Here is a 20,188-nt window from a genome sequence, read left to right on the forward strand (position 1 = left end):
AATGGCTGAAAGGTTCGATTTCAAGGAATTGCTGGCTGTTCCCGGTGTGCTCGGGGCGGCGCGGTGGAAGCCGACCCATCCGGGCGGTTCGGTGGCGCCGCCGGAATTGGTCGAATTCGGCGGGCAAATCACCCGGGATCGGGCCGAACGCATGATGGGCCATGCCGAAGCAGGCGGGCTTGCGATCTATGGCATCGGGCAGCTCAGCTACCAGCGGGCGCCGGTCGACAAGACGGTCGTCTACCCGATCGACGCCTATTATGCCCATGGCCAGTATACCTCGGTGATCGCGACCATCAACCGGGTTGCCGTGCTGCTGGACAACAAGGAAAAGGTGGACGTTCAGGACCTGGTGCGGAAAATGGTCCTGGTCGACAACTGAGTGCCCGGCGCGCCGGGCCGGCCAGGGGCCGGTTCCGGCGTGTCGAACCGCCTGATCGGAAACCGGGCCGGAGCGACGCCAGGCCCGGACCGGACGTCCATGCTCAGGGTTTCGTGCTCTTGTCGAGAAAGCGGTCGGCCGCGATCAGCTCAGGCAATAGGCCGTGCCGGACAAGCTGGGCTTCGGCGGCGTCGATCATGGCTGGAGGTCCGCACAGGTAGGCTTCGGTGCTGGCCAGGCCAGCCAGCCGTGCGATCGGCTCGGTAACCAGCCCCCGGGCCCCGGTCCAGCCGCTGCCCGCATCCTCTTCCGACAGCACCGGAACAAATTCGAAGGGCGCATTCCAGGCCGTGCGGAGCGCTTCGATCTCGTCCAGGCAATAGAGGTGTTGCCGGGTCCGGGCCCCGTAAAGCAGGGTAACCGGCCGGTTCGCCCCCAAGGACCGGGCCTGCTGCAAGATCGCCATGATCGGGGCAAGGCCGCTGCCGCCTGCCAGGCAGAGCATCGGCGCGGCGCTGTCCTTGAGGCGGAATTGACCGTAGGGGCCCGAGAGGTCGAGGGTCTGGCCGATGCGCTCCGCACCGAACAGCCAGTCGGTGAAGAGGCCGCCGGGAACGTGCCGGACATGGAATTCGAGCCGGGTTGTCTCCCCCGCTTCCGGAGCGAAAGCGAAAGAGTAGCTGCGCGGTTCGGCGATGCCCGGTGCCGTAAGGTCGGCATATTGTCCGGGAATGAATCCCATCGGGCGATCGAGTTCGACCACCAGATTGATGATGTCCGGGCACAGCCGGGTCGTGCCAACGATGGTCGCGGTGTAATGTTCCACCGCCTGCTGGCGGGACAGGGGAGCATCGAGGGCGATGACCAGATCCGAGCGCGGCATCGCCTGGCAGGCCAGGCGATAGCCTTGCGACAGCGCATCGCGTTCGAGAACCAGGGCGGAGGGGCTCAGCTCCCCGATCTTGCCTTCGACCAGCTTGAACCGGCATGTGCCGCACGAGCCGACCTTGCAATCGTGCGGCATGGCAAGGCCTTCAGACAGCATCGCCTCGAGCAGGGTCTTGCCCCGCAGAACTTCCAGGGTTGCCGCTTCTCCGGCAACGGTGACCTTGGTTGCTTGCTGCTTTTTGAAGAACGAGAACATTGATCAGGCTGCCTTGAAGGGACATGATGTCGTTGAAAGAAAGAAGCGGCATCCCCGCAAGGGGATGCCGCCAAGGTTACATGGGGCAATCGGAGAGAAAGGTCCCCATGCGGGTGGAACTGTCAATCGGTGGTGGCCCAGGCTGGCCAGCCCGCCCTTGCGTTTGCCGCCATCGCCAGCTGGCGCTCGGTCGACGAGGCGAAATGCAGATCCCAGTCCTTCAGCCGCGGCTGCGCGATGAACTTGTGCCAGACGGGCGGAACCAGACCGCACAGGAAGCACAGGAACAGCGAGGGCATCTGCGGCGCCTTCGGCTCGGGCTGAAGTTCATAGAAGGGAATGTGGCCATCGAGATGGTGGTTGATGTGGTTGGTGATTTCCACGCCGATCGGACGCACGATCATGCCCAGATGGTTCCAGGCATGGTGTTTGGCGATGGGATCGCCTTCAACGCGCAGCAATCCATAGTGCTGGAAATAGTTGAACCCTTCGACGAACATCTTGGCGAAGAACATCGCGCCGAAGGTAGCGAAGCCGGCGATCGGCCCTGCCGCCGCCGCGACGCCCAGGATGATCGCGCCGACCAGCACCAGCTGGAGCCACATGGCATTGCGCCAGCTCCACGGCGAATAACCGAGCCGCGTGAGGATTTCGCCCTGCTTTTCCCAGGTGTCCTTGTACGAACCCCAGGTGGCCTGGAACACGAAGCTGTAGATCGTTTGTCCGCGGAGCGGCGTGTCGCTGTCCTTTGCGGTATCGAGATGGACATGATGGGTGACGATATGGGCGACATCGCGGTTGGGATCGCCGTAGAAGGCGCTCAGCCCCTTGGCCACGGCCCGCGGAAACCAGTGGCGGCGATGCATCAGCTCGTGCGCCACCGGCAGGGTCGGGACAGCCGAAAGCCAGGCCAGGCTGGCGATCGAACCGATCAGTTGCCAGGCCGAACCATCGGCTCCCCAGATCGGGTTGGTGCCGCTCACCACCGAATTGGCGAACGCGAGATAAAGCGCCACGATCAGCGGCAATTGCAGGTAGATCGCGATATCGGCAACCGGCGCAATCCCGCGCGAGCGCACCTTGTGATCACTCGGCAGGACGATATCCAGCAGCATCAGCACCGCGAAGGTGGCGATGCCAAGCCAGACGAACGGGCCGCCGAGGATAAAGCCGGCAACGCCGGTGAGGGTCATGGCGGGGACCAGAAAATAGCGCAGAGCGTCCATTGCTTCTCTCCGATTTGGGTATCTTCCCCCGATCCGGGGAGCGTCCCATTGTCTTATGATTGAACGGCGCGGCATCGGGGGCTTTCCCGATGTCGCGCCGGGATTTCCTAGAGGTAGATGTTCAGGTTCTTGCTGAGCATGATGTTGTGCTTGAGGATGATCCGCCGCCTGACGAGCTGATAGGCTCCGCCGACTTCGCGCCAGATGTCGATCCGGTTGCCGATCAGCGAATCCTCGTCGCGCTCGTTGCGGTTACGGTAGGCGTAGAAGTTCGAGAACACCCGGAATTCATCTGCCTTGTCGGTGTTTTCCACTTCGACATTGGTGATGATGTGGGTGTAGCGCGTCGCGGGATCTTCCGACCAAGCAGTGCCTGTTTCCAGGCGCGTGAGGCGTTTTTTGATCTCGTCGAGGCTGTCGTTGTAATAGGCCATCCGCGTCAGGTCGGTGACCTGATCGGTCGTGTCGCGGCGATAGCGAGTCTCGATCCCTGGCATGTGATAATGCAGGTCGTCTGCGAGCATCGCCACCCAGCCGACATAATCCTCATCGTCGAGGCGGCGCGCTTCACGATAGAGGGTCTGGGTCAGCGCATGGCTCACTTCCAGCGAAGCGGCCGCGCCAGTGCGGGGGCGTTCGAGAGTGGTCGTTTGGTTCATGGTCAAATATCCTCACTCAAAGCGCGAACAGGCCGGGAAGGTCGCGCGTTTCGGCGACCCCGGTCAGGCGCGGTTCGGGCCGCGGCGGCATCGCGCCGAGATCGGTGGCCTCCATCATGTCCAGCCACCGCTGGTAGAAGCCGCGCTGGTTGGCGTCGTTGTACTGGCCGCGATAGACGATCCCGGGCAGGGTATCGTGATCGATCTGGCGCCCGATCCCGCAGCGGTAGTGCAGCCGTTCGTGGCGGGTGACGACGCCGCGGTTGACCGTGGTGCAGTTTTCCCAATTTTCGCCATCGTCCATCTCGAAGGTGCCGCCCGGGCCGAAGGTCTGCATCACGCCTTTGGTCACTTCGTCCTTGATGTCGTCGGGCATGGCCTTGTTGACGATCACCCAGGTCTTGAGCTCGAACTGCATCGGCCCCTTGGGCTGCCACTGCCGGAAGGTGGAAATCCCGGGCAGGAACGAGACGTTCGGGAAGATCGAGGCCGAGGCCACCGAGCCGAAGATCTGCGAGCGCATCGTGCCCAGCCGATCCGCCATCTTCGGGCGCATCTTCTCGTAATATTCCAGCACCTTGGGGCGGCCCAGGAGGAACAGGTCGCCGACGCCCTCGGTGCCGAACTCCCAGCCATGCCCGTTGACGCTGGCATGGTAGGAATTTTCCATGTCGATCGGCGGGAAGGGCTGGCCGTTGTTCATCGACCGGCAGCCCGAATCGTGGGTCCAGCCGGCGTGGTAGGCATCGCCGATGAAGTTTTCGACCCCGAACTTCCAGTTGGCGCTGATCACCGACTTGATGCAGCCGCCGATCAGTTCGGTGCCGCCTTCCTCGTTGTCGAGCAGCATGTCGAGATACCAGCGGAAATCGCCGAGCCAGGCATCGAGGCTGGGTCCATCCTCGGCGAAGGTGGCGAATACCAGTCCCTTGTAGCTGCCGACCCGGGCGACCTGCCGCAGGCCGTTCTTCTTGCGGTCGATGTCGCCTTCGTCGTAGCAGTATTCCTCGTGCATGCCCTGCAGTTCGCCGGCGGTGTTGAAAGCCCAGCCGTGATAGTTGCAGACGAACCGGCGGGTGTTGCCGGCATCCGCGAAGCAGACCTTGTTGCCGCGATGCGGGCAGGAATTGAGGTAGACCTTGATCGAGCCGTCGGGCTGGCGGGTGACGATCACTGCGTCCTCGCCCATGTGCGTGGTCAGGAAATCGCCGGCCCTGGGCAGCTGGCTTTCATGGGCGACGAACAGCCACGAGCGCGCGAAGATGCGGTACAGCTCTTCCTCGTAGATGTCGGCATCGCTGAAGATGCGGCGATCAAGCCAGCCTTCCTTCAGGTCCATGTAACGCGAAAATTCTGGCTCGCGGCCGAACCGTTCCATACGCATGGTCTTCGTCTCCCGTAGTGTTGATCTAATTGTGTTGATCTAGAAAAATACGTTGACGTTGCTGTCGGGCAGCACCGCATGGTCGAGCGCGATTTCGCGTGCGGCGAGAAGCCAGCCTTCGCCGCCCTTGCGCCAGCGATCCGTGCGTCCGGCGGTGAGCAACCTGGTTTGCCCGTCGATCCGGTTGCGATGAATCACGACGACCGAATGGACAATGGCTTCGTTCGGCTCGTCCGCAGGCAGAACTTCCACGTTCGAGACCACGCGGCGGACGAAGTTCGGCGGATCCTCCGCCCAGACGAAGCCGGAGCGCAGACGGTCGATCCGCAGCTTCAGCCGCGCGAGATTGTCGTTGAAGACATTTCCTGCGCCGACCGCGATCGGGGCGGAACGGTCGGCCCGGAAGCGTCGGCTCTTGAGCGCCATGTGGTAGGATACGTCCTCGCACAGCAGTTCCAGCCAATCCTCGAAGCGTTCTTCGTCGAGCAGTCGCGCCTCGTGGTACAGGCGCTGGGTAAGGGCGGTTACTGCGTCGTGCAGCGCGGGTACCTGGCGCAGGTCAAGCATCGACGGCCTCCCGCGATGCCAGCGGATTGAGATTGTAGGTGGGAACGTCGCTCCAGCTCGACGCCTGCATGTGTTCTTGCCAGCGGCGGTAGAAGTAGCGCTGGTTGTGTTCGCTGACGAGGCCTGCGGCAATGTCGCCCGGGAAGCCTTCGCGCGGACCGGAGCGGCCCAGCGCCATGTTGGTGTAAACATCCATCTGCGCAGTACGCCAGCCGCGCGACTGCTCGGTGCAGGCGGCGAGGTTGTCGCCATCGTCGTTGTCGAACAGGCCTGCCAACCCGAAGGTCAGGCACTGGTTGTCGAGGATTGTCGCCTTGACCTCTTCGGGCATGTCGTTCTCGACCATTGCCCAGGTCCATTGCTCGATCTGTCCCGGCCCTTTGGGGTGGTAGACCCGGAACCAGTTGAGGCCGGGCAGGAACTGGAGGTTGGGAAAGATGGTGATGTTGATCTGCGAGCCCCACAGCTGTTCGCCGCGGGTCTTGCCGAGGCGTTCGATCGCGGTCGGCCGGTTGGCCTCCAGATAATCGAGCATCGGCTTGGGCTCGGGATAGAAGGCATAGCCCGATACACCGTCGAGCGAAGTCAGCGCCATGTGGCCGTTGAGCCCGGCCACCGACAGCCCGCCTTCGAGGTTGGCGCTGGAATTGCCGACGCTGAGGCCGGACAAGTCCATCGACTGCACCGCCATCATCGCCCCGGCATGGGCCCAGCCCAGGTGATAGCCATCGCCGCAGACATTTTCGACCGGCAGCTTCCAGTTGGTGTTCAGCACCATCTTCTGGGTTTCGCCGACCAGCGAGGTGCCGCCGGGCAAGGCATCGAGCCAGACGTCGAGATAGAATTTTGCATCGCCCAGATAGTCCTCAAGCAACGGCGCGGCGGGATCGAAGCAGCCGAAGATCAGCCCCTTGTATTCGGCAACCTGCGCGACCGGGACAAGCCCGAACTTGCTGCGGTCGAGTTCGCCGAAATAGGCTTCGTTTTCGAGCGGGACGCCCGCCAGCGCGCCATCGGGGGCGAACGACCAGCCGTGATAGTTGCACGTGAAGGACCGGGCATTGCCGCGGTCGGCGCGGCAGATGCGGTTGCCGCGGTGGGTGCAGGTGTTGAGGAAGGCCTTCACCGAGCCGTCCTTCTGCCGGACGACGATGACTTCGTCTTCGCCCATGTAGGTGCGGAAGAAGTCATTGGGCTGCGGAATCTGGCTGGTGTGGGCAAGGAACAACCAGCACCGGTCGAACACCCGTTCTAGTTCCTGGCGATAGACTGCTTCGTCCGAATAGATCGCGCGCGATTGGCGGCCCGTGCTTGTGTCGATCAGACCTGCGACATCCATACTGCCTTCTCCTCTCCTCCGATGGACCTCCCGGCTTGGTGCAGGCGGTTCCACGTGGCAAAGGTTAAAGCAAAGTTCATGCCAAGTTGAAAAATAACCCGGTGACCCGCGATAGGGCGCGTCGCGCTTTGGCTCAATTGGTTGCGGCGATTGCTATTTTCGTCAAATTTTCGGAAAATCGTGGCGCAAGAATGACATTTTGGTAAGAGTGCAACGATGAAGCTCCTTCCCGGCTATGCCGACCTGACCAACCGTCTGCGCTTTTCGCCAGAGCAGGGCCGCATCTGGCGCGACAGCGAACGGTGCGTGCTGTTGAGCCAATCGGCCCTGACCACGCTGCGCAGCCAGCTGGTGGCGCAGATCGGCCAGGCCAGGGCACGGCAGCTGTTCTGGGAAATGGGTTTTGCCGAGGGTGCGCGCTGCGCGGTGGAGGCCAAGGAACTGCGGCCCGACCGGGACTTTCTCGAAGCCTTTGCTTTCGGGCCCCAGGCCCATGCCCTGACCGGGTTTGGCTGGACCGAGATCGAGACGCTCGACAGCGATTCCGCCAGCGGCCACTTCCGCGGCAGTTTCCTTGTCCACGACGCGATCGAGGCGGCGATCCATCTGGCGACCGACGGGGTCAGCGCAGATCCGGTCTGCTGGCTGCAAACCGGGTTTGCGAGCGGATTTGCCAGTACGTTCGCCGGTCAGCCAATCGTGATGCGCGAGATCGAGTGCCAGGGCATGGGCGACGCCGCATGCCTGCTGCATGCCAGGCCTGAAGCCGAATGGCCCGAGCTTGACGACGTAGAGAATTCGGCGGTGCCGCTGGCTGCACCATGCCGGCGGTCCGATTCGCAGGAAATCGTTCCGGGCGTGTCGGCAGGCTATCATGCTGTGCGCAACATGATCGAGCGCGCGGCGGGGACCGATGCCAGCCTGCTGTTTCTGGGCGAAACCGGAGTGGGCAAGGAAGTGTTCGCCAAATTGGCGCACCGCTTGAGTCTCAGGAAGGATGCGCCCTTCGTCGCGCTCAATTGTGCGGCGATACCCGAAGGGCTGATCGAGGCGGAATTGTTCGGTGTGGCGAAGGGGGCCTACACGAGCGCGGTTGCGAGCCGCCCGGGCCGGTTCGAGTTGGCACATGGTGGGACGCTGTTTCTCGACGAAATCTCGATGCTTTCGCCGTTGGCCCAGAGCAAGGTCTTGCGGGCCATTCAGGAAGGCGAATTCGAGCGAGTCGGCGATACTAGGACAACCAGAGTCGATGTGCGGTTGCTTGCGGCATCCAATGTCGACCTTGAACAGGCCGTGGACGAGGGGAATTTTCGCGCCGACCTGTTCTTCCGCCTCGCGACCCTGCCGATCCGGGTTCCGCCGCTGCGGCAGCGCCGCGAGGACATTCCCGGCTTGATGGAACATTTTCGGGCGAAATATGCCCTGCGCCACCATCGCAAGGCGACTGGCTTCACCGCTCGATCAATCAATGCCCTGCTGATGCACGATTTCCCTGGCAATGTCAGAGAACTGGAACGCATGGTCGAGCGTGCGGTCCTGCTGGTGGACGAAGGCGAGGCGATCGACATCCGGCACCTGTTCCTTGGCTCGGATCGTGGGCGAATCAGGGCGGGACTGGCCCTGACCGACGACGGGCGGGTGGCAGGCACCGAAACTGGCCCGGACCAGACCCAGTCGATCAGCCAGTTGGTGGGCCTGTTGCGGGAAAACGGGGAAGGGCTGAAAGCAGTCGAAAGCATGATGGTTCGGGCAGCACTCGAAGCTGCACGCGGGAATGTGGCGCAGGCGGCACGGGACCTGGGCCTGACCCGCCGGCAGCTTGCCTCGCGGCTGGAAAAAATGGGACTATAGGGCGCGAGCGCCAATACCCGCCTCTTGCGACGAATTGTATAATATGCAAAGATTGTCAGTTGATGGGGATGCCGTGGGCAGTCCGGATGAGGCAAACAGAAATATGGGAGAAAACTTGGTGCGCTCGATTGCGGTAGTTGGTGCAAATCTGGCCGGTGGGCGGGCGGTCGAAGCCTTGCGTCAGTCCGGGTTCGATGGACGGATCGCCCTGATCGGCGAAGAACCGTGGCGTCCCTACGAGCGGCCGCCGCTGTCCAAGGAAGTGCTGTGGGATCCGGCCAATGTTCCGGACAACTTCTTCCTGCAGGACGAAGCCTGGTACGAGGACAACCGGATCGACATGCGGCTGGGCATACGCGCCGAAGCGATCGACCTTGTCAGCGGCGGCGTGCGTCTGGCGGGCGGCGAACTGGTGCAGGCGGACCGGATACTGCTCGCCACGGGCGGCCATGCCCGCAAACTCAACCTTGCCGGAGCCGATTGCGCCAACGTCCACTACCTGCGCACGCGCGACGATGCGACCCGCATGGCGCTTGACCTGCGCGAAGGGGCCAGCATCGTGATCGTCGGCATGGGCGTGATCGGTGCAGAAGTCGCCGCCAGCGCGGTGAAGCTTGGCTGCAAGGTCACCGTCGTCGAGCCGATGCCGGTGCCGATGGAGCGCGCACTCGGCCGGCGCTTTGGGCAATGGCTGGGCGATGAACATCGCAAGCGGGGCGTGACGACCCACTTCAACTGCGGCGTGACCGGCTTCAGGTTTGCCGACAACCGCGTGAGCGCGGTCGAGACGGACGATGGCACGGTGATCCCCTGCGATGCCGTCATCGTGGGGGTGGGGATCGTGCCGGCCACTTCGCTGGCCCGCGATGCCGGGATCGAGGTCAACAACGGGATCATCGTCGATCGCCGCTGCCAGACCAGCAATCCGGCAATATTCGCGGCGGGCGACGTGGCCGAGCAGGACGGGTTTTTCGGCGGACGGTTCCGCCAGGAAACCTACCAGAACGCGGCGGACCAGGCGCAGGCGGCCGCCCTCGCGATGCTGGGGCAGGAGGTCTCCTACTGCAAGCCGATGTGGTACTGGAGCGACCAGTTCGATCTCAACATCCAGTTCTGCGGGCAGATTCCGGTGGAGGCCGAGGTGGCGATCCGTGGCGAGATGGACAGCAACGCCTTCGTCGCCTTCTTCCTGGCGGGCGAGACGATCGAAGGTGTTCTGACCGTCAATCGCGCCCCTGACATGGGGGTTGGCAAGCGGCTCGTCGAACGCCGGGCCCGCGCCAGCGCGGCAAGCCTAGCCGACGCGGGCGTGTCCTTGCGGGATCTGCTCAGGCAGGCTGGCTGATTTGGGGGCGCCGCGCTCAGCCGACGCCGCCTCCAGCCACGAAGAGCGTCTGGCCCGTGATATAGGACGCATCGTCGGAGGCGAAGAAGCAGATGGCTGCGGCCAGTTCCTCGGGCTCGCCAAACCGGGCCATCGGCGTATCGCGCAAGGTCTGCTCCATCACCTGGCCGAACCCAACGCGATCGGCTTCGGTGGGCGGAGCCGGGTTGCGCGGGGTGACCCTGGTCACGTTCACCCCGCCCGGCGCGACACAGTTGACCCGGATGCCGCTGGCTTCGAGTTCGAGCGAAAGGGCAGCGGTCAACGCGGCGACGCCGCCCTTTGCGGCGGCATAGGGGGCCCGGTTGACGCCGCGTGTCGCAACCGACCCGATGTTGACGATCGCGCCACGCCCTGCCGCCAGCATGTGGGGCAGAACCGCGTGGCAGCACCACAGTGTCGGCCACAGCGACCGGTTGATTTCCGCGATGATTTCCTGCGGGGTGTAGTCCCAGTAGGGCTTGGCCCAGATCGTTCCGCCGACGTTGTGGACGGCAACGTCGATTCGCCCGAAGCGCTCGATGACCGCCTGATACAGTTCGACCGCGCCGTCACAGTGCTCCAGGTCCACCGCGACTGCCATGGCCTCGCAGCCATCCGCCTTGAGCAGGCCGACGGCTGCCTCTGCCGCTTCGCTCGCCCGGTCCGCGATCACGACAGCCGCACCTTCAGCTGCCAGACGTTTTGCAGTCGCCAGACCGATTCCCTGCGCCCCGCCTGTCACCACCGCCACCTTGCCATGAAATCGCTTGAGCACAGTCACGTCCAGTCGCTCCCCCATGAGTCTGTCCCGGGCGAAACCGGACCCGGTCGATTTTTCGGCAAATCCGGCCACTGGCGGCGAGAATCCGATAATAGGACTTGAAGTGGCATAAGGAAAAGCATTACACAATGGGTAACGACCCGCTTTGGCGGGGATATTTTCATTGGGAGAGCATAAACCATGGCCAAGACCCTGTTGAGCGCCGCCGATGTCAAGGGCGCCTGGGCAATCATTCCGACCCCGGCCAAGGACAACGCTTCGGATTGGCGGGCAACCAAAACGGTCGATCTCGACGAAACCGCGCGCGTGGTCAACGGACTGATCGACGCCGGGATCAACGGCATCCTGAGCATGGGAACGCTTGGCGAAGCGGCAACCATGACCCATGACGAAAAGCTCGATTTCATGAAGGCGCTGGTCGATGCGGCGGCTGGCCGGGTTCCGGTCTTCGTCGGCACGACTTGCATCAACACCCGCGATACGGTGGCGCTGACGCGCGAAGCGCTTGCTCTCGGCGCCGACGGAACGATGCTCGGCGTGCCGATGTGGTGCGCGCCTAGCCTCGACGTTGCTGTCCAGTTCTACAAGGACGTGGCAGAGGCCGTGCCGGAAATGAACATCGCGATCTATGCGAACCCGGAAGCCTTCAAGTTCGATTTCCCGCGCTCGTTCTGGGCGCAGGTCGCGGAAATCCCGCAGGTGGTGACGGCCAAGTACATCGGCGTCGGCAACCTGCTGCCGGATCTGGCCGCGATCCGTGGCCGGATCAAGCTGCTGCCGATCGACTTCGACTATTACGGCGCGGCGCGGATGGATGATTCGATCGATGCGTTCTGGTCGAGCGGGGCGGTCTGCCATCCCCTGGTGACGACGACCCTGCGCGATCTGGTCGCCAAGGCCCGCGCGAGCGGCGACTGGAGCGCGGCCAAGGCGTTCATGGGCCGCCTCGGTCCGACGGCGGCTCCGCTGTTCCCGAACGGCAGCTTCAAGGAATTCTCGACCTACAACATTCCGTTGGAAAAGGCGCGGATGGATGCCGGCGGCTGGATGAAGGCGGGGCCGGTGCGTCCGCCCTATCACCTCTGCCCCGAGCCCTATCTTGCGGGCGCGCGCCAATCCGGTCAGATGTGGGCCGAACTGGGCAAGGCGCTTGAAGCCGAAGCCTTGGGGGCTGCCGCCTAGGAGGATTGCTATGACCGAGACTGGATTGACCTGGCCCAAGAACTTCAACGAGATTCCCAAAGCGGCGTTCACGCGCAAGGACATCTATGCGGAAGAGATGAAGCGCATCTTTTTCGGGCAGGAATGGCATCCTGTCGCGCATGAAAGCGAATTGCCCAATCCGGGCGATTTCAAGACCTTCCGCCTGGCCGGCGTTCCACTGCTGATCGCCCGCGACATGGAAGGCGTGGTGCGGGTGTTCTACAATGCCTGTTCGCATCGCGGCAACCAGCTCGAAACCGCAGTGATGGGGAACAAGACCGAGTTCGAATGCCCCTATCACCGCTGGTTGTTCGATGCGAAGGGCGACCTGGTCGGTTGCCCCAACCATCGCGATTTCCTGCCCGGCTTTGACAAGTCCGACTATCCTCTAGCGCAGCCGCGGTTCGACAGCTTCTACGGTCTTATTTTCGTGACTCTGTCGGCGGAAACCGAAACGTTGCGGGAATTCCTCGGCGATGCGCAGAACACCTTGCGCGAACTGATGGGCGGGGACGGCAAGCTCAGACTGCTGGGCTACCAGAAGGTGCGGTACGACAGCAACTGGAAGTCCTATACCGACAACGACGGCTATCATGCACCGTTGCTCCATCAGGCATTCAAGCTGCTCAATTGGCAAGGCGGCAAGGGACGCCAGTTCGCCGCAACGAAACATGGCCACATCTGCTTCGAATCGGCGCTGTCGGTGGTCAGTGGTCCGACGGTGCTCAAGGACGATTCGCTGATCGCCTTCAAGGGGCAGGATCCGGCGGTCGGATCGCGCATCGTTTCGCTCTTTCCGACCTTCGTTTCGACCAAGCATCTCGACGTGATCAACCTGCGCTTCGCGACCCCGGTCGACGAGGAGACGGTGGAAGTGCACTACGCCTATTTCGCGCACCAGGACGACGATGAGGACATGGTCCGCCATCGCCTGCGGCAAAGTTCCAACCTGCTGGGTCCGTGCGGTCTGATCAGCATGGAGGACGCATCGATCTTCCATCGCATCCATATCGGCAACCACACGCCCGGCAATGCGATTTTCCAGAAGGGCGTGCACGACCAGTCGAAGCTGGAGTCGGAGTTCCTCCAAAACGACGAGAGCGGCAATCTTCCCCGCTGGGAATATTACCGATCGGTGATGGGTTTCGAGAGGGCCGAGGCATGATGCAAACCGACACTGCGCTCGAAGCCGCGCTCGATGCCCTCTTGCTGGCCGATGCCAGCGCGCTCGATGGCAAGGACATGCAGGGCTGGCTGGCCAACTATTCCGAGGAAGACGAGGCTTCCTACATCTGCCGTTCGGCCGAAAATTCGGAAAACGGTCTCGCCCTGGGGTTCATGTACGACGATTGCCGATCCCGGCTCGAGGATCGCGTCACCTTCGTCAACAACATCTGGGTCGGGACCTTCCAGGACTATCGCACCCGCCACTTTGTCCAGCGCGTCGAGTACCGGCGCGTCGATGCCGCGACCATTTCGGTGCGATCGAATTTCTCGGTGTTCATGACGCCCACCGACAGCGGCATCACCCAGGTCCTGGCCGCGGGTCAATATCTGGATACCGTCCGTTTGGACAAGGCCGGCGGATTGAAGTTGCTGTCCAGACGGGCCGAACTCGATACGTCCGTGCTTCCCCGGTACCTGGTCTATCCAATTTGACATTGGCTTTGAGCATCTCTGGCATTGACGGGCCGGGCTAGAATTTCTGAAAGATCGCAAATAAATGATAATCGACGCCCATGCTCACCTTGTCGCGCCTGCAGCGCTTTATTCGCACAGAAGCAACCTCGTCGTTTCTGGGGGGCAATATGGCACCAGCTATCGTGCGCAGGTACCCGATCGTCTGCTGGAAGAGAGCGCGGAACAGAATGTCAGGATTATGGATGCAGTGGGGACCGACCTGCAGCTGCTTTCCCCGCGACCTTTTCTGACCTTGAATGGCACCGCCAGGTGGAATGATATCGTCGACTGGACATGTGACACAAACGACATGATTGCCCGGACGATTCGGATGCATCCGAACCGCTTCCGGGGAGTGGGAGCCTTGCCACAGCAAGCGGGGCGACCGGTCACTTCGTTGTTCGATGAAATCGAGCGGGTGGTGGACGAGCTTGGTTTCGTGGGCGTCTTGCTGAACCCTGACCCGAGTGAGGGGATGAACGGATCGCCTCCGCTCGGCGATCCCTATTGGTACCCGTTGTACGAGAAATTGTGTGAGTTGGATCTTCCCGCTCATATTCATTCGGGACAATGCTGCAACGGGCGCGAGACCTATGATGAGCATTTCATTGCAGAAGAGGGACTTGCGATTACCTCCATCTACCGGGCCGACGTGTTCGACCGGTTTCCCGATCTCAAGTTGATGATTAGCCATGGCGGCGGTCCCATTCCCTATCAGATCGGACGGTGGCGCTCACACCGGGAAATGGCTCGGGCCCAAGGACGCGTCGCTGCCGATGCGCCCCAATTCGATGAAATTCTCCGAAAATTCTGGTTTGATACGGTCCTTCATAACCCGGATTCGCTCGCACTTCTGTTCAAGACCGTCGGACACGACAGATGCTGTTTCGGAACCGAAAGACCCGGATCGGGAGACGGTATCGATCCTGTTTCAGGGCGCCACTACGACGATCTCAAGCCGGTGATCGAGGCGCTTCCTTCACTTGATCAGGCTGCGCTAAACGGTGTTTTCGAAGGCAATGCCCGTCGATTGTTTTCGCGTCTCGACGTTTGATTACGTGCCTGGCGATGATGCAGATTTTCCGCGACTTCGGGTAATTCGACAGTTCGCTCTCAAGGATTGGGATCGTGACACGACGCAGCATCGAAGTTGAAGGCCTTCACCATTCCGGCAATCCGATCCCTGCCGCGAGCCGGGTGGACCGTCTTGTCGTGACAGGTGGGGTCTACGGTTTGGATCCGGCAACCGGTGAAGTGGCGGTGGAGGCTGCCGATCAAGTCCGCCTGACGTTTTGGCAACTGGGCCGGATTTTGGCAGCCGCAGGTGCGTGTTTCGACGATGTTGCCAAACTGACCTTCTATGTGAAGACGAAAGAACTTCGGCCGACAATCAACGAATGGTGGCTCACCCACTTTCCCGATCCTTACTCGCGGCCGGCCCGGCATATGCTGGTTTACGATGACCTCCCGGGCAAAATCCTGATCCAGTGCGAAGCGATGGCGATTGTGCCGGACGATGCCTGAAGACATCCCCCCTTCGTCTTGTTTTGTTGCTGCCCAGAGTGTCGCCGATTTTGACACTTGCACCATTTCAGACGCGCTCGACAAACTCGGTTTCCGCGGCGCCGTCGCGGGAATCGTCCGGTTGACCGCAAACAGACAACGAATTGCCGGCAGGGTTGTCACCGTGAAACTCGGACCCGCGATGGAAGGACTGCCCAAACGGCACTTGGGTGCCTCTGCCATAATGGCGGCACAACCGGGCGAGATAGTGGTGGTCGAACATCGCGGCAGGACCGATGCCTCGGGCTGGGGTGGCTTGCTGAGCCGGGGAGCGCTTCGGAAAGGCATTGCGGGGGTGATCGTCGACGGAGCCTGTCGCGATCTGGATGAAAGCAGCGAGCTTGGATTCCCAGTCTTCGGCCGCGCAGTTGTTCCCCTTACAGCGCGCGGACGGGTCGCGGAGCATGACTGGGGCTGCCCCGTCACAATCGGCAGCATTGTGGTCAATCCCGGCGATTGGGTTGTCGCGGATGGAAGCGGAGTCGTGTTCGTCGAGCAGCAGCACCTGGACAAAGTGCTGGCGGAGGCGGAGCGCATTCAGGGCCGCGAAACAGCCATGATCACCGCGCTTGAGCAAGGCGCTCCAATCGATCGGGTGATGGGCGCGAACTACGAAGATATGTTGAAATAGGCGGTGAAAGCTATGATCGAGGAAGCACTTGTTACGCGACTGAATGCAGTGGGCGTAACCGCTTTGTCCGATGCGCTGGATCGCCTGGCGATCAGCGGCCAGGCGATTGGCATCCTGCCGGTAGCACGGGGGATGAAGTTTGCGGGACCAGCCTTCACGGTTCAGATGCTTCCAGTCGGACTGACGCAGGGAATAGTCGGAGACTATATCGACGACGTGCCGAAGGGCGCAGTGGTTGCAATCGACAACGGCGGTAAGTTAAATCAGACCGTCTGGGGTGATATCTTGACCCGTGTGGCGCACAGAATGGGCGTCGCGGGGACGGTGATCGATGGGGTCTGTCGCGACAGCGATTGCTGTGTTTCGCTGGATTACCCGGTGTTTTCCCGCAGCGTCACAATGCGGACTGCCAAAGATAGATCCACAGCGCACGCCTATGATGTGCCCATTCAACTTGCCGACGTTCGAATAGAGCCTGGCGATTGGCTGGTGGGCGATTCCGATGGAGTCGTTGCAATTCCAGTGGGCCGGGTCGAGGAAGTCGTCGCGATCGCCGAAGAAGTCGAAGCAGCCGAACAGGCAATCCTTGCCGCCGTTGATGCGGGAATGCGCCTGGACGAAGCCCGGCGCGCCGGTGGGTATCACGCGCTTCAGTCACGTGCGGTTTGATGCCGTCCGAACGGGCCTCGTTTCAATTCGAATGGCGAAAGTTGCTCCGGTCGCGAGAAGCGGCTCAATAGGATAATATTTGCACATTATACAATGATTGGATAAAAGGCCAAAAGGCAAAACCGGCCTGATTCGTGAAGGCCGTTTGCCAGAAGCCACAGGGCGCCAGCAAAGATGGCACCCGTGGCATGAACGGATCTGCGGAGAGGGATTGCCGGTGGCTACGAGCGTTTTTCCGACGACCAAAGAAGAGTATTTCGAGCAGCTGCGGCAGCCGCCGCTGCTGGCATGGCCAACGGCGCTCCTTTTTGTCGTGTCGATGCTGGGGATCGGTACCGTCTGGTATCTGGCGCTGACCGGGCAAATCGCGCTTTGGCAAGGCGCAATCGCCAACGGCCTGCTCACCTATCTGCTGTTCAGCGTTATCCACGATGCGTCGCATTGTTCGCTGTCGCGCGTCGGTTGGCTGAACGAATCGATCGGGGCGATCGGTCTGTTCTTTCTTTTTCCCTATGCGCCGATGGTTCTGTTGCGGTGGGTGCACAACAAGCATCACAGCTTCGCCAACGGCCCGATGGATCCGGATCGGTTTGAGCACGAAGCCCCGTGGTGGCAGGTGCCCTTCCGCTGGACGTTCTTCGACGGCGCCTACATCCATTATTTCATCAAGCATGGGCAATCGGTGCGCAAGCGGCACGGCATGCAGCTGATCGTCTTCTACACCTTCCTGGCGGTGCTGTTCGCCGGAGCGGTCTATTTCGGCTATGGGCTTGAGCTGTTGATGCTGTGGTTCGTCCCATCGCGCATCTCGCTGTTCATGATTGCTGTGGTGTTCGTCATTCTGCCGCACTATCCCGCCGTGGTCGCCCAGGACGAAGATCCCTACATGGCGACGACGATGCGGTTCGGGTTCGAATGGCTGCTGACCCCGGTGCTGGTCTATCAGAACTACCACCTGATCCATCACCTCTATCCGGAGATCCCCTTCTACCGGATGCACAAGGCCTATTACCTGCGCTACGACGAGATTAACGCGCAAGATATTCCGCGGCAGACCGCCTTCGGGCTGGCGCCGGAAAATATCGAAGCGCACCGGGCTTTCCGGCTGATGAAGGACGCGATGGCGGTTCCCGCCGAATAGGAGCGATTCTAGGGGGGGACCTATTGCCAGCGCCTTCTAGACGCCCAAATGGTAAAGATTTCGGACGTAACCGGATGCGGGGAAGGCTTGGTTGCGTTTCCAACGCCGTTTGCCGTCGAGATCGAAGCCAATTGGACGACCCGCAGGGATTTCTCCCCCGATTGTTATCCGTCAAACGTATAGTCCGGCTCCTTTTCGTACTGCGACTCAATGTGGGTCTGGAGTTTTCCGCCTTTCCCAGTTCCGGTGGGCTGGTTTCACCGGCTGAGTTTGCCAGCCTGATCGGGGGGGTATCCGCCACCGGCTTGCCTTTCTCGCCCAGCTTGATGACAGACGCATTCTGCGCGACCGTGGACTTCGGCGCTTTCATGGCGTAACTCCACGCCCAGCCAAGGATGTCAACGGCAGAAGACGCTAACCCAGAACGGTCCAAGATTCCGGGTGCAGATAATGCATCTGCACGCCGTCAATCGCGACGAAGCCTTCTTCGCGCGGAACGGTCAGAGTTTCAGTGAACCAGCCTGGCAGCGCCGACAAGTCCAGCGCCCATTCCGGCACAATATCGGTTATAGCCGATTCCATGAACTGCGATGCCTCGTCATGCCAGCATGAAGCGCGCGAGCTGATCGCACACATGGCGGAAACAAGCGCGCAGCTCGCACCACAGGTCGGGCAGTGACAGTTTGTCCAGCGCCACTTGCGAAGAAACAATGTGCGCGCCCGGGTTGTAATTCCAGTACCAGATTTCGCCTCGCGCTGCGGCTGAATCGATCAGCCTTGTATCACCGTTGAGCTGGTTCGAAAGCACGGGCCTGCCGGTCAAACTAATACTACAGTTGCATTTGAAGTCGCTTTCTTCGATGGCAGTGAGCCGCGACGGACTGGTGCATTCGCCGCCATCGGGACCATGCCCAGATTGCTGCGGGATGGGTCTTGGTTGCGAGGAGGAGCTTCGCGATGAGACGCCGGATTTCCGGTGTTGTGAGGAGGCCCTGAAGTAAGCGCATCATGCTGCCCGTCGGTCCGGACTCGTTTTGTCCCGTTTACTTGGGTCGCCGAGTTCGGGTTCGGCACGGATCCAGGCGGCGCGGCGCTGATCGGCGGCGAGCTTGGCGAGGAAGGCGGCAGCATGGCCACTCTTTGCGACAACGATGGCGTGCTTGTCGTGGACGAGACGGGGTTTGTGAAGAAGGGCGCGCATTCGGTTGGGGTGGCGCGGCAATATTCGGGAACGGCCGGGCGGATCGAGAACAGCCAGGTCGGCGTGTTTCTGGGCTATGCCAGTCGCTACGGTCACGCCCTGATCGATCGGCGGCTCTATCTCCCCCAGGCCTGGGCCGGGGACAGCGAACGTCGCCGAAAGGCGAGCGTGCCGGAGGATGTTGCCTTCTCCACCAAGCCGGCCATGGCGCGCGAGATGATCGCCGCAGCACTGGATACCGGCATCTCCTGCGCCTGGGTGCTGGCCGATGCGCTCTATGGCTCGGATTACAAGTTGCGTCGCATGCTGGAGGATCGCGGTCAGCCCTATGTCCTGGCGGTGCGTTCCAACCAGCATTTGCGGTTCCTCACACAAGAGGGCCTCGTCCAGACCGATCCCGCTTATCTGGCAGGGGAACTCGAAGCGGGTGACTGGCATGCTCTGTCGGCGGGTGAAGGCGCCAAGGGGCCACGGCTGTATCACTGGGCACGCCTGCCATTGAACTGGACAACGCAAGACGGTTTCGAACGCTGGCTGCTGTTCCGCCGCAACCTCAGGAACCCCGACGAGATCGCCTACTATTTCGCTCATGCGCGCGAAGGAGCCTCGCTCGCGGAACTGGCTGGAGCAGCGGGCCTGCGCTGGACTATTGAGGAATGCTTCCTGCGCGCCAAGGATGATCTCGGGCTCGATCATTGCGAGGCCCGCTCCTGGCATGGCTGGCATCGCCACATGACGCTGGTCATGGCCGCTGCCGCCTTCCTCGCCAAGCTCGCCGCCGATCAGCGCCGCGCCGCCTGGATCCGTGCCGAACCCGAACTCGGCGACCCAAGTAAACGGGACAAAACGAGTCCGGACCGACGGGCAGCATGATGCGCTTACTTCAGGGCCTCCTCACAACACCGGAAATCCGGCGTCTCATCGCGAAGCTCCTCCTCGCAACCAAGACCCATCCCGCAGCAATCTGGGCATGGTCCCGATGGCGGCGAATGCACCAGTCCGTCGCGGCTCACTGCCATCGAAGAAAGCGACTTCAAATGCAACTGTAGTATTAGAGCGTTTTGCGGATAACCTGAATCGAGGGATTCCTGCGGGAGTCGATTTGTGATTCACCCTCATTGGAGGTGGATCATGGGCAGAGCGCATTCTTCTGATCTGGTCGTGTCCCAGGGGGTTCTCTAATCGCATTCGTCAAGCTGTTGTGATGGGATATCGGCGACCAGGCTCATGGTTCTCTTCGAGGTCGGCGGTTTGTTGCCGCCTCAGCATGGCGTTGGACAGGTTCAGCAGGCCAATGTGGTGTTCGCGGTCACCGATATTTTCGGTGCTCGCATCCGTGGGATCGGCCTTGGCTGCGCCATCGTCCTGGCCGGACGATTCCGTTGACGTCAGCGTGACGTA

The 20,188-nt window shown here is 61.7% G+C and carries 22 protein-coding genes; 13 read left to right on the forward strand and 9 right to left on the reverse strand.

What is annotated here, in order from left to right; all coding sequences use genetic code 11:
* Nucleotide 1: 1 nt before the first annotated feature.
* Nucleotides 2-382: a hypothetical protein gene (locus PP1Y_RS13955; RefSeq protein ID WP_013832822.1), complete on the forward strand. Its 381-nt coding sequence runs from the start codon at nucleotides 2-4 to the stop codon at nucleotides 380-382.
* A 103-nt stretch (nucleotides 383-485) separates the two neighbouring features.
* Here PP1Y_RS13955 and PP1Y_RS13960 read toward each other — a convergent pair whose 3' ends face one another.
* The 6 genes from PP1Y_RS13960 to PP1Y_RS13985 all read right to left on the reverse strand — a co-directional run bounded on the left by PP1Y_RS13960 (nucleotide 486) and on the right by PP1Y_RS13985 (nucleotide 6,701).
* Nucleotides 486-1,526: a 2Fe-2S iron-sulfur cluster binding domain-containing protein gene (locus tag PP1Y_RS13960; protein ID WP_013832823.1), complete on the reverse strand. Its 1,041-nt coding sequence runs from the start codon at nucleotides 1,524-1,526 to the stop codon at nucleotides 486-488.
* A gap of 122 nt (nucleotides 1,527-1,648) precedes the next feature.
* A complete protein-coding gene (locus PP1Y_RS13965) occupies nucleotides 1,649-2,752 on the reverse strand; it encodes an alkane 1-monooxygenase (protein ID WP_013832824.1) in 1,104 nt (367 codons plus the stop codon).
* A gap of 107 nt (nucleotides 2,753-2,859) precedes the next feature.
* Nucleotides 2,860-3,411 carry a 3-phenylpropionate/cinnamic acid dioxygenase subunit beta gene (locus PP1Y_RS13970; RefSeq protein ID WP_013832825.1) on the reverse strand — a complete coding sequence of 184 codons (552 nt, stop codon included), beginning with the start codon at nucleotides 3,409-3,411 and terminating at the stop codon, nucleotides 2,860-2,862.
* A gap of 16 nt (nucleotides 3,412-3,427) precedes the next feature.
* A complete protein-coding gene (locus PP1Y_RS13975) occupies nucleotides 3,428-4,795 on the reverse strand; it encodes an aromatic ring-hydroxylating dioxygenase subunit alpha (RefSeq protein ID WP_013832826.1) in 1,368 nt (455 codons plus the stop codon).
* A 39-nt stretch (nucleotides 4,796-4,834) separates the two neighbouring features.
* Nucleotides 4,835-5,362 carry an aromatic-ring-hydroxylating dioxygenase subunit beta gene (locus tag PP1Y_RS13980; protein ID WP_013832827.1) on the reverse strand — a complete coding sequence of 176 codons (528 nt, stop codon included), beginning with the start codon at nucleotides 5,360-5,362 and terminating at the stop codon, nucleotides 4,835-4,837.
* Complete coding sequence (locus tag PP1Y_RS13985; RefSeq protein WP_013832828.1) at nucleotides 5,355-6,701, reverse strand: aromatic ring-hydroxylating dioxygenase subunit alpha; 1,347 nt, start codon at nucleotides 6,699-6,701, stop codon at nucleotides 5,355-5,357. Before PP1Y_RS13985 ends, PP1Y_RS13980 begins: the two co-directional genes overlap by 8 nt.
* Before the next feature lie 216 nt (nucleotides 6,702-6,917).
* Here PP1Y_RS13985 and PP1Y_RS13990 point away from each other — a divergent pair, with 216 nt between their 5' ends.
* Together PP1Y_RS13990 and PP1Y_RS13995 are read left to right on the forward strand one after the other, a co-directional pair.
* Nucleotides 6,918-8,552 (forward strand): sigma-54-dependent Fis family transcriptional regulator, encoded by a 1,635-nt coding sequence (locus tag PP1Y_RS13990; protein WP_013832829.1) that lies wholly within the window; start codon nucleotides 6,918-6,920, stop codon nucleotides 8,550-8,552.
* Between the two features lie 103 nt (nucleotides 8,553-8,655).
* Nucleotides 8,656-9,897: an NAD(P)/FAD-dependent oxidoreductase gene (locus PP1Y_RS13995; RefSeq protein WP_013832830.1), complete on the forward strand. Its 1,242-nt coding sequence runs from the start codon at nucleotides 8,656-8,658 to the stop codon at nucleotides 9,895-9,897.
* 16 nt (nucleotides 9,898-9,913) lie between these two features.
* Here the strand turns inward: PP1Y_RS13995 and PP1Y_RS14000 are convergent, their stop codons facing one another.
* Nucleotides 9,914-10,717: a 1,6-dihydroxycyclohexa-2,4-diene-1-carboxylate dehydrogenase gene (locus PP1Y_RS14000; protein ID WP_013832831.1), complete on the reverse strand. Its 804-nt coding sequence runs from the start codon at nucleotides 10,715-10,717 to the stop codon at nucleotides 9,914-9,916.
* 162 nt (nucleotides 10,718-10,879) lie between these two features.
* On the opposite strand from PP1Y_RS14000, the gene PP1Y_RS14005 reads away from it, so the two are divergent.
* The 8 genes from PP1Y_RS14005 to PP1Y_RS14040 all read left to right on the forward strand — a co-directional run bounded on the left by PP1Y_RS14005 (nucleotide 10,880) and on the right by PP1Y_RS14040 (nucleotide 17,586).
* The gene (locus tag PP1Y_RS14005) at nucleotides 10,880-11,881 is read left to right on the forward strand and encodes a dihydrodipicolinate synthase family protein (protein WP_013832832.1); all 1,002 of its coding nucleotides are present in this window, start codon (nucleotides 10,880-10,882) and stop codon (nucleotides 11,879-11,881) included.
* A gap of 10 nt (nucleotides 11,882-11,891) precedes the next feature.
* Complete coding sequence (locus PP1Y_RS14010; protein WP_013832833.1) at nucleotides 11,892-13,067, forward strand: aromatic ring-hydroxylating dioxygenase subunit alpha; 1,176 nt, start codon at nucleotides 11,892-11,894, stop codon at nucleotides 13,065-13,067.
* Nucleotides 13,064-13,561, forward strand: a complete 498-nt coding sequence (locus tag PP1Y_RS14015) for an aromatic-ring-hydroxylating dioxygenase subunit beta (protein WP_041558859.1) — start codon at nucleotides 13,064-13,066, stop codon at nucleotides 13,559-13,561. The genes PP1Y_RS14010 and PP1Y_RS14015 overlap by 4 nt, the downstream gene beginning before the upstream one ends.
* Nucleotides 13,562-13,625: 64 nt before the next feature.
* Nucleotides 13,626-14,636 carry an amidohydrolase family protein gene (locus PP1Y_RS14020; protein ID WP_013832835.1) on the forward strand — a complete coding sequence of 337 codons (1,011 nt, stop codon included), beginning with the start codon at nucleotides 13,626-13,628 and terminating at the stop codon, nucleotides 14,634-14,636.
* Nucleotides 14,637-14,710: 74 nt separating this feature from the next.
* The gene (locus PP1Y_RS14025; RefSeq protein WP_013832836.1) at nucleotides 14,711-15,106 is read left to right on the forward strand and encodes a RidA family protein; all 396 of its coding nucleotides are present in this window, start codon (nucleotides 14,711-14,713) and stop codon (nucleotides 15,104-15,106) included.
* On the forward strand, nucleotides 15,099-15,776 hold the full coding sequence (locus PP1Y_RS14030) for an RraA family protein (protein ID WP_013832837.1): 678 nt from the start codon (nucleotides 15,099-15,101) through the stop codon (nucleotides 15,774-15,776). The genes PP1Y_RS14025 and PP1Y_RS14030 overlap by 8 nt, the downstream gene beginning before the upstream one ends.
* 12 nt (nucleotides 15,777-15,788) lie before the next feature.
* Entirely contained in the window at nucleotides 15,789-16,445 is a 657-nt protein-coding gene (locus PP1Y_RS14035) for an RraA family protein (RefSeq protein ID WP_013832838.1), read from the forward strand.
* 217 nt (nucleotides 16,446-16,662) lie between these two features.
* Nucleotides 16,663-17,586: a fatty acid desaturase gene (locus PP1Y_RS14040; RefSeq protein WP_013832839.1), complete on the forward strand. Its 924-nt coding sequence runs from the start codon at nucleotides 16,663-16,665 to the stop codon at nucleotides 17,584-17,586.
* A 414-nt stretch (nucleotides 17,587-18,000) separates the two neighbouring features.
* On the opposite strand, the gene PP1Y_RS26010 is transcribed toward PP1Y_RS14040, so the two are convergent.
* Complete coding sequence (locus tag PP1Y_RS26010; protein WP_013832840.1) at nucleotides 18,001-18,168, reverse strand: hypothetical protein; 168 nt, start codon at nucleotides 18,166-18,168, stop codon at nucleotides 18,001-18,003.
* 16 nt (nucleotides 18,169-18,184) lie between these two features.
* Nucleotides 18,185-18,409 (reverse strand): hypothetical protein, encoded by a 225-nt coding sequence (locus PP1Y_RS14050; protein WP_041558861.1) that lies wholly within the window; start codon nucleotides 18,407-18,409, stop codon nucleotides 18,185-18,187.
* Nucleotides 18,410-18,715: 306 nt separating this feature from the next.
* Between PP1Y_RS14050 and PP1Y_RS14055 the strand changes: the two genes are divergently transcribed.
* Together PP1Y_RS14055 and PP1Y_RS26015 are read left to right on the forward strand one after the other, a co-directional pair.
* Entirely contained in the window at nucleotides 18,716-19,660 is a 945-nt protein-coding gene (locus tag PP1Y_RS14055) for an IS701 family transposase (protein WP_198409105.1), read from the forward strand.
* Nucleotides 19,661-20,014: 354 nt separating this feature from the next.
* Complete coding sequence (locus PP1Y_RS26015; protein WP_158511853.1) at nucleotides 20,015-20,173, forward strand: hypothetical protein; 159 nt, start codon at nucleotides 20,015-20,017, stop codon at nucleotides 20,171-20,173.
* The last annotated feature ends 15 nt before the right edge of the window (nucleotides 20,174-20,188 follow it).

Source organism: Novosphingobium sp. PP1Y (assembly GCF_000253255.1).
Lineage (GTDB): Bacteria > Pseudomonadota > Alphaproteobacteria > Sphingomonadales > Sphingomonadaceae > Novosphingobium.

Excerpts from the sequence above, each read along its gene's own strand:
- PP1Y_RS13960 (WP_013832823.1), bottom strand. The coding sequence starts at position 1,526 with ATGTTCTCGTTCTTCAAAAAGCAGCAAGCAACCAAGGTCACCGTTGCC.
- PP1Y_RS13980 (WP_013832827.1), bottom strand. The coding sequence starts at position 5,362 with ATGCTTGACCTGCGCCAGGTACCCGCGCTGCACGACGCAGTAACCGCC.
- PP1Y_RS26015 (WP_158511853.1), top strand. The coding sequence starts at position 20,015 with ATGGTTCTCTTCGAGGTCGGCGGTTTGTTGCCGCCTCAGCATGGCGTT.
- PP1Y_RS26010 (WP_013832840.1), bottom strand. The coding sequence starts at position 18,168 with ATGGAATCGGCTATAACCGATATTGTGCCGGAATGGGCGCTGGACTTG.
- PP1Y_RS13990 (WP_013832829.1), top strand. The coding sequence starts at position 6,918 with ATGAAGCTCCTTCCCGGCTATGCCGACCTGACCAACCGTCTGCGCTTT.
- PP1Y_RS14020 (WP_013832835.1), top strand. The coding sequence starts at position 13,626 with ATGATAATCGACGCCCATGCTCACCTTGTCGCGCCTGCAGCGCTTTAT.
- PP1Y_RS13955 (WP_013832822.1), top strand. The coding sequence starts at position 2 with ATGGCTGAAAGGTTCGATTTCAAGGAATTGCTGGCTGTTCCCGGTGTG.
- PP1Y_RS13965 (WP_013832824.1), bottom strand. The coding sequence starts at position 2,752 with ATGGACGCTCTGCGCTATTTTCTGGTCCCCGCCATGACCCTCACCGGC.
- PP1Y_RS13970 (WP_013832825.1), bottom strand. The coding sequence starts at position 3,411 with ATGAACCAAACGACCACTCTCGAACGCCCCCGCACTGGCGCGGCCGCT.
- PP1Y_RS14010 (WP_013832833.1), top strand. The coding sequence starts at position 11,892 with ATGACCGAGACTGGATTGACCTGGCCCAAGAACTTCAACGAGATTCCC.
- PP1Y_RS14055 (WP_198409105.1), top strand. The coding sequence starts at position 18,716 with ATGGCCACTCTTTGCGACAACGATGGCGTGCTTGTCGTGGACGAGACG.
- PP1Y_RS13985 (WP_013832828.1), bottom strand. The coding sequence starts at position 6,701 with ATGGATGTCGCAGGTCTGATCGACACAAGCACGGGCCGCCAATCGCGC.
- PP1Y_RS14035 (WP_013832838.1), top strand. The coding sequence starts at position 15,789 with ATGATCGAGGAAGCACTTGTTACGCGACTGAATGCAGTGGGCGTAACC.
- PP1Y_RS14015 (WP_041558859.1), top strand. The coding sequence starts at position 13,064 with ATGATGCAAACCGACACTGCGCTCGAAGCCGCGCTCGATGCCCTCTTG.
- PP1Y_RS13975 (WP_013832826.1), bottom strand. The coding sequence starts at position 4,795 with ATGCGTATGGAACGGTTCGGCCGCGAGCCAGAATTTTCGCGTTACATG.
- PP1Y_RS14005 (WP_013832832.1), top strand. The coding sequence starts at position 10,880 with ATGGCCAAGACCCTGTTGAGCGCCGCCGATGTCAAGGGCGCCTGGGCA.
- PP1Y_RS14030 (WP_013832837.1), top strand. The coding sequence starts at position 15,099 with ATGCCTGAAGACATCCCCCCTTCGTCTTGTTTTGTTGCTGCCCAGAGT.
- PP1Y_RS13995 (WP_013832830.1), top strand. The coding sequence starts at position 8,656 with ATGGGAGAAAACTTGGTGCGCTCGATTGCGGTAGTTGGTGCAAATCTG.
- PP1Y_RS14000 (WP_013832831.1), bottom strand. The coding sequence starts at position 10,717 with ATGGGGGAGCGACTGGACGTGACTGTGCTCAAGCGATTTCATGGCAAG.